Below are 12,140 nucleotides of genomic sequence, written 5' to 3' on the forward strand. Positions count from 1 at the left end.
GGGCGCTTCCCCGGGTCGGGGAAGCGGATAGCGTTTCTTATTGAAAATCGAGAATGCTTCTGGCATTGCGACCGTCCGGCAACCGGACCGGCTGCACCACGGCATCGCTGTACAGGCCCCAGCTGGCGATGATGGCCGAATGCCCGCCGCGTCCGCCGGCAACGACAAGGTCGATATCGCCGGGGCTGCGGGTGGCCGGTACCGGGTCCAGGGCCCCGAACGACGCCGGCCGCACCGGCACCAGTCCCCGGCCCTCGACGCTGGCGCGCGGGTTGTGGATCCGCTCGAACAGGTACTGGCGCAGTCGCGGCTTGTCCCAGCCGTCCCGGGTCAGCATCTGCGCGTGATCGGGGGTCAGGACAATCAGGATGCGGCCGGGGATATAGGCGTTCATCCGCCCGAGGTGGGTCGCGCTGTCGATCAGGGTTTCCAGCAGGCCAGCGGCCGTCCTGCTGAGAAAGTCCACGACATCAGTCGGTGGTTCGGCTTTCAGCAGATAGACGGTGGACGTCTGCTCATCGAAATGCTCGGCATTGATGCCGGGCCACGGACTGTGTTCCACGCTTTCGGCAAAGCAGTACGTGAACTCGACCGGCGAGCCCAGACAGCCCAGATCCGCCTTGCCGGGATAGGCGCGGCAGACATTGAGCAGGGTCAGGTTGACCGCCCGGCCAATGGTCGCATTGGCCCGGAATCCCGGGCCGAGGCAGCCCTGGCCGGAGTGGATGCGCAGTTCGCGGGCGATCGGACCGCTGACCAGCACCAGATTGCCACCATTGTAGGAAGTGGTAATCGACTGCTGGAAATTGAATGCCGGGTTGCGCATGGCCTGAAAGGTGGCAATGACCACCGGCAGGTATTCGGGTTCGCACCCGGCCATGACCGCATTGACCATGACGTCCCGGACCGTGATGTCCTTGCCGGATGGCCCGGCTTCCGGAATCAGGACCTCTGTCGGCGGATACGGGCAGAAGGTGGCCATTCTGGCCACTCGCGCTTCCGTCGGCGGAATGAACGGCAGCCCATCGCCGATGGACAGCGCCTCACACTGGTTCATCAGGACTTCCAGATAGCGCCCTGGCGCCGCGTCGCCATTTTTCTCCAGCCCTTCCACCAGTTTCAGCGCATCATTCAGGTCCCACTGCGGCTGTGTATCCAGAAGTGAGTCAATTGCCGCGCACTGGTCGATTTCATGGCCGGGCAGGGTCAGGGCATCGATCATGTAGCCGATATTCTCTTCGACCTGCCGGGTAATCTCGTCGACCGTGCTGGCCTGATAAATGTCGAGATTGCAGATGCACAGATGGCCGGCACGGAAATAAGCCACATGTCTGGCCAGGCCATCTCCCGGCGGTGCGGAAATCAGCAGGGTCGGAATGCCCGCCTTTTCCAGTTCGATGGCCAGCACCGTGGTCATCGGCGAAGTGCCCATGTCGGCCAGCGCGACCACGGCGGCAACATAGCCGTCCCGCGCCAGATGGCGGGCCCGTTCCCGCAGATCGGAAGACATGCTGCCGCGCACGGATTGCCGGAAGTCGGAAAAATGACAGATGCCGCGCTCGCGGAAGTTTCTTTTGATTGCGGTAAAGATTTCCGCGTAATGGCAGAAATCCAGTTTGGTATTGTCGTAGAAAAGGATGGGGCCGGCTTTCAACGCGGCCATGTCCGGACGGGGCGACAATCCGATTGTGTTTATTCCGACCTGACCGCGCGGGTCAATTATGGCTTCCAGCGTCATTTCCACCCTTTTCCTCTTTATCACCAGCGATCGCCGTGGGCGATGCATGCCGTGTTGGCAACAGAGGAACGAGTGTAGTCATGGCGGCCGGCACGGATTACCGGAAGCAGGACATTAACTATCAACTATCGGACAAGCGCTGATTTTCTCCGCCTGGTCCCGTGCCGGCAGGCTGCGGGGACGCCGTCCGGCCCGGGAGCCCGGGCCGCTAGCGCGTGGTTGCCGACCGGTATACCCGTACCACGTCGAGCGCATCGGGGCGGTCGACCAGCACGCAGCGCTTGCCGGTACGCTTGCAGTGGTCCTGGACCCGCCAGTAGGCGCCATGGCTGACGCAACCGGTCTGGCAGATCACCAGGTCGGCCGCAATCAGGCTGGCCTCGAGCATCGACGCATCGACTTCATCGCCGCCATCATGGTGCAGGAAACGCCCGCCCACCTGCTCGACCAGTTCGCGCGTGGCGCTGGCGGTCATCGGGTCCTGGCCGATGCAGAGCACCGCCTTTTCCTGCCCCGCGGTCAGCCGCCCCCCTGCCCCGCGCCACTGCCACGCCGTCCGCTCGCGCAGCAGGGTCTGCATCCGGTCCAGCAGCGACTCCACCCGCCGGGCCAGTGCAAAGCGCCTCGGCAGCCCCGGCAGGGCCGCCGCCATCCGGGCCTGGTCTTCCGCCGCCCAGGCCAGTGCCGTATCCCGTGCAATCAGCGCCGCACGCAACTGCACGGCTTCGGCCTGCAGGCGTTCGATCTCTGCCTCCTGCGTCCTCATGTACTGGTGGCTGCGGGCCTGCACCTGGGCGTACTGGCGGATCAGCACCCGGTGTTCATCGACCAGACGTTCGAAATCCTGGGTGGAGACGGTCATGGTGTCACCCCCGCAGCGGTGAAGCGGCCGGTCGATGCCGGTGAAGCAAGCGGTTTGGTCATGGCGGAAATCCGGTTCCTGAAACGGCACACCCCGCATAGTAAATAACAATCATTCTTATTAAAAGCCCAAAATCCGGTCGGCGGCCTAGGCGGCGACCTTCGCGCCGCGGCCGATGCCCAGCAACAGCTCGAACTGTGCGGCCGGCAGCGGCTTGCCGAACAGATAGCCCTGCCCCTCGTCGCACCGCTCCAGCCGCAGCCGCTGGCGCTGGGCATCGGTTTCGATCCCCTCGGCAATGGTCTGCAGCTCGAAACTGCGGGCCATGTCGAGGATGGCGCGAACCACGGACGCATCGCGTCGCGATTCCAGCATGCCCTGGACAAAGCTGCGGTCGATCTTGATCCGGGTCAGCGGATAGGTTTTCAGCAGGCTCAGCGAGGCATAGCCGGTGCCGAAGTCGTCGAAGGCAATGCCGACGCCCTGCGCGCGCAGCCGCTCGAGCGTCGCCAGCGCAACATCGTCGTGGGCCAGTGCGATATTTTCGGTCACCTCCAGTTCCAGCGCATCCGGCGGCAGTCCATGCCGCTCAAGCGCGCCGATGACATCGGCAGCCAGCCCGCCGACGCGGAACTGGGCGCCGAACAGATTGACCCCCATCCGCAGGGACGGCGCGCCGTGCCGGCGCCAGAACGCGGCCTGCGCGCAGGCCGCGTCGAGCACCCAGGCGCCGACCGTGGCGGCCAGCGGCCCGCTTTCGAGCGAGGGCAGGAAGGCCGCCGGCGTCAGCAGCCCGCGCTCGGGATGCAGCCAGCGGATCAGGGCTTCGGCACCGGTAATGGCCCCGTCGATCAGGCTGACCTGCGGCTGGTAGAACAGCAGGAATTCGCCATTGTCGACCGCGCGGTGCAGCTCCAGCCCATGGCGCCGGCGCGCCACCGCCTCCATCCGCAGAGCAGGCTCGAACAGCGAGCGCCGGCCGCGGTCGATGCTCTTCGCCTTGAACAGCGCCAGGTCGGCATTGCCGACCAGTTCCAGCGCTTCCATCGCATGCAGCGGGGCCAGGGCCACGCCACAGCTGGCCGAGACCCGGATCTCGTGGCCGTCAATGACCATCGTCCGGCCAATGATCCCGATCACCGTATCCGCCGCCTGCGATGCTGCATCCGGATCGCTGATACCGGTCAGCAGCACGGCAAATTCGTCCCCGCCGATGCGGGCGACGGTATCGGCCGGGCCGGCCATATGGCTCAACCGGACCGCCACCTCCCGCAGGATGCTGTCTCCCAGCGCATGGCCGAGCGTGTCGTTGATGTCCTTGAATCCGTCCAGATCGATCATCAGTACCACGGCCGGTTCGGCACGGGTCAGCACGGCTTCGACGCAGCGATAGAACCGGCTCCGGTTGGCCAGCCCGGTCAGGGCGTCAAAACAGGCCTGCTGGCGCAATTCGTCCCGCTCGCGCCGCTGCGCCGTCTGGTCGCGCAGCACGGCCTCGAACATCAGCCGGCCAGCATCCCGCCAGCAGAACAGCGAAAAACCGAGCCGGAGCACCTGACCGTTGCGGCACAGGCCATTCAGTTCGGCAGGCACGTCGAGCCGGTCCAGCGATCCCGCTTCCACCGCCTGCACAATCAGTGCCCGGAACGCCGGGCGCTCGTCCTCGGCCAGCAGGCTGTCGACCGCGCATCCGATACCTTCGGCCTGCGTGTAGCCATACACGGCGGCAGCGGCATCATTCCAGGCCACAATGCCGCCGTCTTCGTCGAACCAGATGACCGGCGTCAGCGAGCCGCTGGCGTATTCGTCGAACTTCGGCCGGGTCCGCTCGGCGCTGACCGCGATCCGGCGCAGTTCCAGCCGGTCGGACGCCATCCTGGCCAGCTCGCGCAGACGCTGCCATTCCTCCTCAGAGAACTCGGGGTGTGGCTGGCGGTCGAGGATGCACAATGCCCCCAGCGCCAGACCGTCCGGCGACAGCAGCGGCACGCCGGCATAGAAGCGCACGCCGGCGGCACCGGTCACCAGCGGGTTGTCGTGAAAGCGCTCGTCCAGCATCGTGTCCGGTATCACCATCCCGTCCGGATAATTGATGGCATGGGCACAGAACGACACGTCGCGACGCATGTCGACTTCACCGACACCGGTGCTGGCCGCAAAGAACACATGGTCAGTGCCGATCATGTTGACCGCTGCCACCGGCATGCCGGACATCCGCGCGGCGATATGAACGACCGGGTCCAGGCTGGGCAATGGCTGCCCGTCCTCCAGCCCGTAGGCGCCCAGTGCGATCAACCGTTCCTTTTCATTGGCCTGTATCGCAGGACATTTCATTGAAACCGCCTTCTTCCAGTCATCTCTTGAGTAAGTCTGTTCAGCTGCGCCCCGACCTGCCACGCGGCAATGCAAATATCATTTACTGTAGACGATGCTGATGAAAAATCCTGTTGCACACCGGGCTGCAGCTGACAGGCGGCGGCCTGCCGGCGTCAAGTCACGGACGGGCCCGGCAAGCGCCCCCAGGCTTTCTCCAGCCGCCGGCACAGGCCCAGTGCCTGCCCGGCCGTCGCCAGATTGGTGAAGCCCAGCAACAGCCCTTCAGGAGACGTGTCCAGCCGGCCCCAGGCGGACAGGGCCTCCACCGCCAGCCCTTCGGCATTCGCCAGCGTGGCCAGCGTCCGGTCGCTGCAGCCGGCCCGTGGATGGGCGAGCAGATGAATGCCGCCCCGGCGCGGCGGCACGTACAGCGCATCGCCGAACACCTGCGTCAGGGCATCGAGCAAATAGCCGCGACGCTCGGCATACAGGCTGCGCATGGTCTTCAGGTGGCGGGCAAAGTGTCCCTGCGCCATGAAATCGGCCACGGTGGCCTGATGCAGGATGGCGCCGTGGCCATGCAGCACGCTTGCCGTCTCCCTGAATCTGGCGATCTGCGACTCGGGAACGACCAGATAGGCGAGACGCAGCCCGGGAAACAGCACCTTGCTGAACGTCCCGGTGTAGAGCACGCGTCCGGCGCGATCCAGGCTTTTCAGGGCTGGCAGCGGACGGCCGTGGTAGCGGAATTCGCTGTCGTAATCATCCTCGATGATCCAGCCACCGGTAGCCGTGGCCCATTCCAGCAGGGCCAGTCTGCGCGGCAGGGACAGGGCAACGCCCAGCGGGCTCTGGTGCGAGGGGGTGACCAGGGCAAAGTGCGCCGCGCCGGCCTGCCGCAGCCCGGCCTCGACATCCAGCCCGTCGTCGTCCACTGCCACCGGCGACAAGCGCATGCCGGCCTGTTCCAGAAACTGCCTGGCGAAGCGGTATCCCGGGTCCTCGAACCAGCCGGTATCGCCCGGCTGCAGCGCGGCACGACAGACCAGATCCAGCGCGCAACGATAGCCGGCCGTGACAAAGACCTGTTCAGGCGTGCAGGCAATGCCGCGCGAGATGCCCAGATAGGAGGCGATCGCATGACGCAACGCTTCATGCCCACACGGGTCGGGATAGGCCATGGCGGCGACATCCAGGGTGCGCGCATGACGTCCGGCCAGTCGTGCCCAGGTCTTGCGCGGAAACATGTCCAGGGCGGGCAGGCCCAGTTGAAACGGTGGCGGCTCGGTCACCGTTGTCCGCGGGGCCGACGGGGAACACGGCCGGACCGGGGGTGCGCCACGGCCAGTGCGGTCTGCCAGCCGGGGCGACACCACGGTGCCGGCAGGCCCCCGGGCCAGCAGATAGCCTTCGCTGCCCAGCATCTGGTAAGCCGTTTCCACCGTACCGCGCGCCAGGTTCAGCTCGCTGGCCAGACTCCGCACCGACGGCACCCGGTCGCCCGGACGCAGCTTGCCCTCGGCAATCGCGTCGCGAAAGCGCCGGTACAGCTGCAGGTAGATCGGTTCGCCCTGCAGCTTTTGCAGCGCCGGGAGGCGGAAGTCCATGTCCATGGCCCAGTCCAATTGTTCATTCTTGCACCTGTTTACTATGCCATTGGTTGCCTAAAGTAGCGACAGACCGCCGGGGAATCCTGATGACTGCCATCCGGGAGCCCGGCTTTTCTTTTTCCCCGCTACTGGAATCCCTGCATGACTGCCCTTCGCCTGCCGTACCAGACCCTCTCGCCGGACGCCTATCAGGGTCTCGGTGCCGTCAAGAAAGCCCTGGCGCACAGCCCGCTCGGCAAGACGCTGATCGAACTGGTCAATCTGCGGATTTCGCAGATCAATGGCTGCGCCTATTGTCTGGAAATGCACGCGGCGCTGCTGCGCGCAGGCGGCATGCCGGATGCCAGACTGGACAGTCTGGCCGGCTGGCGGGTGAGTCCGCATTTCAGCGAACGCGAACGCGCGGCGCTGGCCTGGACCGAGTCACTGGTGGACGTGGCCCGCACTCATGCGCCGGATCAGGCATTCGAACCGCTGAAGGCCCATTTCAGCGAGGTCGAGATCTCGGACCTGTGCTTTGCCATTGCGCTGATGAGCGCATTCAATCGCCTGGCCATCGGTTTGCGGCAATAGCCGTCCGCGCCTTTTCCGCATCGGCCCGGCGTGGTCGCTGCTGCGGCAATCTGTCACAGCAGCGGTCAGCCGGGTAAGGGTTATAGTGCTTTCGCCTGTCATGGCCCTTGTCCGCGGCGCCCCGCCCGGCTGGCCGGCCAGCCCTTTTCCTACAGCCGGGTCGTACCTCGACCCCGATGCCATGCCGATGCCTTACGACACCCCGCGACGCCTTTTTCTCCTGCAGACAGCGGGGCTCATGCTGGCGCTGGCCGGCTGCGGACCAAAGGCAGAACCTGCCGCCAGCCGTTTCAAGAACCTGCACGGCATGGATTTCAGCGATCAGGATGTCCGGCGCGATTTCGCACTGACCGACCCGCAGGGACGCACCCGCACGCTGACCGACTATCGCGGCAAGGTGGTCATGGTGTTCTTCGGCTTTACCCAGTGCCCGGATGTCTGTCCGACCGCGCTGTACCGGGCCACGCAGATCCGCAAGGCGCTCGGCAAGGATGGCGAACAGCTGCAGGTCATTTTCATTACCGTCGATCCGGAGCGCGATACGCCAGAGGTGCTGGACAAGTATGTCGCTGCCTTCGACCCCGGTTTTGTCGCCCTGTACGGCACCCCGGAACAGACGGCTGCCACGGCCCGCAACTTCAATGTGTTCTACCAGAAAGTCCCGACCGGATCGTCGTACACCATGGATCACACCGCGCTGAGTTTTGTCTTTGACCGGCACGGGAAGCTGCGGCTGGCGCTGCAGCACAGCCAGAGTGTCGATGAATGCGTCGATGACCTGCGCCAGGTCTTCGCCCTCGCCTGACCCTTTCACCCAGCCAGGAAAAGAGCCCCACCATGACCTTCTCCCCGATCAGAACCGCACTGGTTTTCTGTACCGGCGCCATCATCGCCTCCGCCGCCCAGGCACAGGTCACGATCAGTGATGCCTGGGTCCGCGCCACCGTGCCGCAGCAGCAGGCCACCGGTGCCTTCATGCGCCTGACCGCCGACCGCGACAGCAAGCTGGTCAGCGCGGCGTCGCCGGTGGCCCGGGCGGTGGAAGTCCACGAGATGGCCATGCAGGACAATGTGATGAAGATGCGCCAGGTCGCCAGTGTCGTGCTGCCGGCCGGCAAGGCGGTGGAACTCCGCCCGGGCGGTTACCACATCATGCTGATCGAGCTGAAACAGCAGATCCGGCCAGGCGACAAGGTGCCGCTGACGCTGGTATTCGAGACCGCTGACGGCAAGCGTGAATCGGTCGCCGTCAGCGCCCCGGCCCGGGCGCTGAACGGCGGCGGCATGAGCCACGACGCCCACCAGTAAGCCGGAACACGGGCCGGCACGCATGACGGTACGGGACCGGGGGCCGGCCAGGCTCCCGGTCCCGGTACACCGCTCAAATCACCTGTGCCACGGCCCCGGACCATGCAGCAGCATTCATCTGCCCGGTCCGTGCCGGTTGTGGACGTACAGTGAATGAAATTGGCGATGCCTTCTTTTCCATTCATCACGCCTTTGACGCTCTCAATGGCGATGTCACTGCCCGTCCGGGCGCCTGGTCGAATGCCGCAGGAGAAACACGGCCCCGGCAACGGCCACGACGTTGATCTTCGTCAACCGGCCACCTGATTGTCGCCATGGCCCTTTACGCCGCGTCAAGCCTTGCCGGCGCGGGGAAAGGGATACTTCAGGAATGCGACATCCCTGCTGTCATCATGGTTTCCTATGTCCGCCCTGTGTCTGCATCACTAAGGTGTGGGACGAGACAGGCGCTGCGCCTGATGCAGCACTACGGTAAAACCGACAACACTTCGCAGGCATTTTCACCGGAGTCATGATTGAAATGATTTTTTCAGCCCTCTAGAATGCCAATATCATTGGCAGCAAGACAAGGAGCTGAATACTCCGCAGGGCATGGCCGGCACCAGGCAGTGCAGCCTGCGGGTCGTCAGCGGGTATCCGTGCAGTAACCCCCCCTTCTTCACCAAAGAGACACCATGTTGGCAAAACGCATTCCCGTCCAAGACCTGCGCCCCGGCATGTACATTCACAAGCTTGGCGGCTCCTGGCTGAAGCACCCGTTCCTGCGGGGCAGTTTTCTGCTGACCGACCCGGCCGACATCCGCGCCATCATGGAAGCGGGTATTCGCGAGGTATGGATCAAGTCCACGGCTGGATGCCCCCGGCCGGAAGGCCGCAGCGAGGCGCCGCCGGACGCGCCGGAGGCCCCTGCGCTGACCGGGATGAGCCCGCCGGTCGAGACCTGTGACAGCACCAGCCCCATGGCTTCCGAAGTGGCCCGCGCCAAGGACATCTGCCTGTCTGCCAAGGGACAGATCGTGGAGATGTTCAATGAGGCCCGGCTCGGCAAGGCCATTGATCCGAATGCCACCCTGCCGCTGGTGGACGAGATCGCCAGTTCCATCGAGCGCCACCCGATCGCGCTGCTGAGCGTGGCCCGCCTCAAGACCCACGACGACTACACCTACCTGCACTCGGTCGCTGTCTGTGCGCTGATGCTGTCCCTGGCTCGTCAACTCAGACTGAGTGAAGAGCACACCCGCCTTGCCGGCATCGGCGGTCTGATGCATGACCTGGGCAAGGCAGCCATGCCGCTGGATGTACTGAACAAGCCGGGCAAGCTGACCGATGCCGAGTTCGAGATCATGAAAGGCCACCCGGCCGCCGGGGCCGAGCTGTTGCGTGCCGGCGGCGCCGCGCCCGAGGTACAGGAGATTGCGCTTTACCACCACGAGAAAATGAATGGTCAGGGCTACCCGCATGGTCTGGCCGGCAACGAGATTCCGCTGCTGGCACGCATGGGCGCGATCTGCGATGTCTATGACGCGGTGACTTCGCAACGCGCGTACAAGGAACCCTGGAATCCTGCCGGCGCCATGCGGCAGATGGCCAGCTGGGACGGGCACTTCGACAAGGTGCTGTTCAATGCCTTCGTCAAGTCGGTCGGCATCTACCCGGTCGGCTCGCTGGTGCGGCTGGCGTCCCAGCGACTGGCCGTGGTCACCGAGCCGGGACAGGATTCGCTGCTGCGCCCCACCGTGCGGGTGTTCTTCTCGCTGCTCGACAACGAGCCGATCCCCATGCACCTTCTCGATCTGGGCGCCCCCTGCTGCGAGGACAGCATCATCGGACCGGAAGACGAGAACCGCTGGCACTTCAGGCACCTGGACGATATGTGCCTGTGGCTGAAATAAGGTTCGGGCAGGCCGTCAGCCAGCGCTGGCAGTCGGCTTGTAGCCGTGGATCACGATCGTGTCCCCGTCCCGTTCATGCCGCAGCCCGTACGCCCGTAACGCCTGCAGCAGCTCCGCCTCGCAATCGACCAGGACCGGCGGCAGCAGGCGCCCGACCTGCTTGAGATAGCGCGGCCGGATGCGGATCCATTCCGTGGCGAAAAACGGCCCCAGGCACTCGTCCGTGTAATTGCCCTGGTAGCTGACATCGGCATCGAGGTCCGGCGAGTCCGGCTCGGCGCGCAGGACGTCCTTGCGCTGGTAGGGCGGCGGAAACGGCAGACTGTCGATGGCGGCCTGCAGCCGCCGCCAGCGCGTGTCGTTCATCAGCGGGCACAGGCCGAGGCGGTTGACCTCGTCCCGCACCTCGGCCTTGTGGCGTTCAAGTTTGTACATGGACCGGGAATGAAGTTCGGGTGCGGCGGCAAGCATACCGGATTCTGCCCGGCATGCGTTTTTCAGGACTCGCGGCGAAATACCCGATCGGCCGGACAGGGCGAAAAAACAGGTTGCTTTTTTCTCCGGCCATAATGATTCCCGAGTCCAGAAAAATACCAAAGGGATTAACCCGATATATCTGACATGTCGCTTTGTGAACTTGCCGATTCGATAACTTATTGAAAATCCATTTCGCAGACTTCAGAAATGAATCAGCAAAATGAATGACTTATCGAAATTGCGTCATGAATATTAATAATTCTGACCATATCAGGATATTGCCGCGATTCAACCAAGCAACCGCTTGACCGACAAGCCCCTCGCCTCTCAGTCTTGTGTCGTAGTCATTGATATCCGGACCGGAGCCAATACCGGCCCGGATCACCGGATCAAACACGACAGAGACCATGGAAATCCTTTCCCACATCAGTACCGCCGCAATGGCAATGGCGGTGTTGTGCGGCACGCTGGCCGCCCTGCTGGCGCTCGCATACCGCTGGCTGCAGGTGGAAGAAGATCCGCGGCTGGAAGCCATCTGCGAACTGTTGCCGCAGGCCAACTGCGGGGGCTGCGGCGTACCGGGCTGCCAGCAGTTCGCCCACGCCCTGCTGGCCGGACAGATTGCCCCCGCCGCGTGCAATACCGCCCCGGCCGATGCACTGGCCCGCATCGCCGCCCTGCTCGGCACCCCTGTCGGCACCCGGGTGCGCCGGGTGGCGCGGCTGGCCTGTGCCGGCGGCCAGCATGTGGCCCGCCAGCGCGCCCATTACCAGGGCTTGCCGGGCTGTCGCGCCGCCCAGATGGTGTCCGGCGGCGCCAAGGCCTGCAGCTGGGGCTGTCTGGGACTGGGCGACTGCACGCTGCGCTGCCGCTTCGATGCCATCCATCTCGATACCCACGGCCTGCCGGTGATCGACCCGGACCGCTGCACGGCCTGCGGCGACTGCGTCGATGCCTGCCCGCGCGCCCTGATCTCCCTGGAACCGCTGGAAAACCGCTTGTGGGTGGCCTGTCGCAACCGCCAGCCCGGCCCTGATGCCCGTGATGCCTGTGCCGTCACCTGTACCGCCTGTGGCCGCTGCGTGGCCGACGCCGCGCCGGGACTGATCCGGCTGGAGGACGGGCTGGCAGTCATTGCCGGCGACGCGCGCCAGGCGTCGCGCCAGGCCACGGCCCGCTGCCCGACCGGCGCCATTGTCTGGCTGTCCACGCCGGCCACGGCGGAGCGTGGCCCTGCCGCCGGCCCAGTCCGCCGCCGGGAAGCGCTGCCGGTCTCCCCTGCCCATACCCCGTGAGCGCGTCCGGCCCGATGCGGCCGCGACAGCCCGACCACAGTGACTCCGAATTCCTGATCTACGACTCAG

Annotated in this window: 11 protein-coding genes; 6 read left to right on the forward strand and 5 right to left on the reverse strand. The window is 65.0% G+C overall.

What is annotated here, in order from left to right; all coding sequences use genetic code 11:
- Positions 1 to 37 precede the first annotated feature (37 nt).
- Entirely contained in the window at positions 38 to 1,510 is a 1,473-nt protein-coding gene (locus ACYVG8_RS04315; protein WP_460745058.1) for a hypothetical protein, read from the reverse strand.
- 33 nt (positions 1,511 to 1,543) lie between these two features.
- Between ACYVG8_RS04315 and ACYVG8_RS04320 the strand changes: the two genes are divergently transcribed.
- Positions 1,544 to 1,816 (forward strand): hypothetical protein, encoded by a 273-nt coding sequence (locus ACYVG8_RS04320; protein WP_156952503.1) that lies wholly within the window; start codon positions 1,544 to 1,546, stop codon positions 1,814 to 1,816.
- A 130-nt stretch (positions 1,817 to 1,946) separates the two neighbouring features.
- Here ACYVG8_RS04320 and ACYVG8_RS04325 read toward each other — a convergent pair whose 3' ends face one another.
- The 3 genes from ACYVG8_RS04325 to pdxR all read right to left on the reverse strand — a co-directional run bounded on the left by ACYVG8_RS04325 (position 1,947) and on the right by pdxR (position 6,523).
- Positions 1,947 to 2,600 (reverse strand): DUF2325 domain-containing protein, encoded by a 654-nt coding sequence (locus ACYVG8_RS04325; RefSeq protein ID WP_107890385.1) that lies wholly within the window; start codon positions 2,598 to 2,600, stop codon positions 1,947 to 1,949.
- Between the two features lie 147 nt (positions 2,601 to 2,747).
- Entirely contained in the window at positions 2,748 to 4,934 is a 2,187-nt protein-coding gene (locus tag ACYVG8_RS04330) for a putative bifunctional diguanylate cyclase/phosphodiesterase (protein ID WP_028499032.1), read from the reverse strand.
- 155 nt (positions 4,935 to 5,089) lie between these two features.
- Entirely contained in the window at positions 5,090 to 6,523 is a 1,434-nt protein-coding gene (gene pdxR / locus ACYVG8_RS04335; protein ID WP_460745059.1) for a MocR-like pyridoxine biosynthesis transcription factor PdxR, read from the reverse strand.
- Between the two features lie 144 nt (positions 6,524 to 6,667).
- On the opposite strand from pdxR, the gene ACYVG8_RS04340 reads away from it, so the two are divergent.
- The 4 genes from ACYVG8_RS04340 (at position 6,668) to ACYVG8_RS04355 (ending at position 10,299) form a co-directional block, all read left to right on the forward strand.
- On the forward strand, positions 6,668 to 7,099 hold the full coding sequence (locus ACYVG8_RS04340; protein WP_028499031.1) for a carboxymuconolactone decarboxylase family protein: 432 nt from the start codon (positions 6,668 to 6,670) through the stop codon (positions 7,097 to 7,099).
- Positions 7,100 to 7,337: 238 nt separating this feature from the next.
- Entirely contained in the window at positions 7,338 to 7,904 is a 567-nt protein-coding gene (locus ACYVG8_RS04345) for an SCO family protein (RefSeq protein ID WP_460745060.1), read from the forward strand.
- Between the two features lie 32 nt (positions 7,905 to 7,936).
- The gene (locus ACYVG8_RS04350; protein WP_112692791.1) at positions 7,937 to 8,407 is read left to right on the forward strand and encodes a copper chaperone PCu(A)C; all 471 of its coding nucleotides are present in this window, start codon (positions 7,937 to 7,939) and stop codon (positions 8,405 to 8,407) included.
- A 674-nt stretch (positions 8,408 to 9,081) separates the two neighbouring features.
- A complete protein-coding gene (locus ACYVG8_RS04355) occupies positions 9,082 to 10,299 on the forward strand; it encodes an HD-GYP domain-containing protein (RefSeq protein WP_084299989.1) in 1,218 nt (405 codons plus the stop codon).
- Between the two features lie 15 nt (positions 10,300 to 10,314).
- Here the strand turns inward: ACYVG8_RS04355 and ACYVG8_RS04360 are convergent, their stop codons facing one another.
- Positions 10,315 to 10,734, reverse strand: coding sequence for a DUF6678 family protein (locus ACYVG8_RS04360; protein ID WP_146745111.1), 420 nt, complete (start codon positions 10,732 to 10,734; stop codon positions 10,315 to 10,317).
- A gap of 449 nt (positions 10,735 to 11,183) precedes the next feature.
- On the opposite strand from ACYVG8_RS04360, the gene ACYVG8_RS04365 reads away from it, so the two are divergent.
- Positions 11,184 to 12,071, forward strand: a complete 888-nt coding sequence (locus ACYVG8_RS04365) for a (Fe-S)-binding protein (protein ID WP_112692789.1) — start codon at positions 11,184 to 11,186, stop codon at positions 12,069 to 12,071.
- Positions 12,072 to 12,140 lie beyond the last annotated feature (69 nt).

This window comes from Microvirgula curvata (assembly GCF_054781615.1).

Coding starts and splice junctions, on each gene's coding strand:
- ACYVG8_RS04330 (WP_028499032.1), bottom strand. CDS start 4,934: ATGAAATGTCCTGCGATACAGGCCAATGAAAAGGAACGGTTGATCGCA.
- ACYVG8_RS04345 (WP_460745060.1), top strand. CDS start 7,338: ATGCTGGCGCTGGCCGGCTGCGGACCAAAGGCAGAACCTGCCGCCAGC.
- pdxR (WP_460745059.1), bottom strand. CDS start 6,523: ATGGACTTCCGCCTCCCGGCGCTGCAAAAGCTGCAGGGCGAACCGATC.
- ACYVG8_RS04365 (WP_112692789.1), top strand. CDS start 11,184: ATGGAAATCCTTTCCCACATCAGTACCGCCGCAATGGCAATGGCGGTG.
- ACYVG8_RS04355 (WP_084299989.1), top strand. CDS start 9,082: ATGTTGGCAAAACGCATTCCCGTCCAAGACCTGCGCCCCGGCATGTAC.
- ACYVG8_RS04315 (WP_460745058.1), bottom strand. CDS start 1,510: ATGTCTTCCGATCTGCGGGAACGGGCCCGCCATCTGGCGCGGGACGGC.
- ACYVG8_RS04325 (WP_107890385.1), bottom strand. CDS start 2,600: ATGACCGTCTCCACCCAGGATTTCGAACGTCTGGTCGATGAACACCGG.
- ACYVG8_RS04340 (WP_028499031.1), top strand. CDS start 6,668: ATGACTGCCCTTCGCCTGCCGTACCAGACCCTCTCGCCGGACGCCTAT.
- ACYVG8_RS04350 (WP_112692791.1), top strand. CDS start 7,937: ATGACCTTCTCCCCGATCAGAACCGCACTGGTTTTCTGTACCGGCGCC.
- ACYVG8_RS04320 (WP_156952503.1), top strand. CDS start 1,544: ATGACAGATGCCGCGCTCGCGGAAGTTTCTTTTGATTGCGGTAAAGAT.
- ACYVG8_RS04360 (WP_146745111.1), bottom strand. CDS start 10,734: ATGTACAAACTTGAACGCCACAAGGCCGAGGTGCGGGACGAGGTCAAC.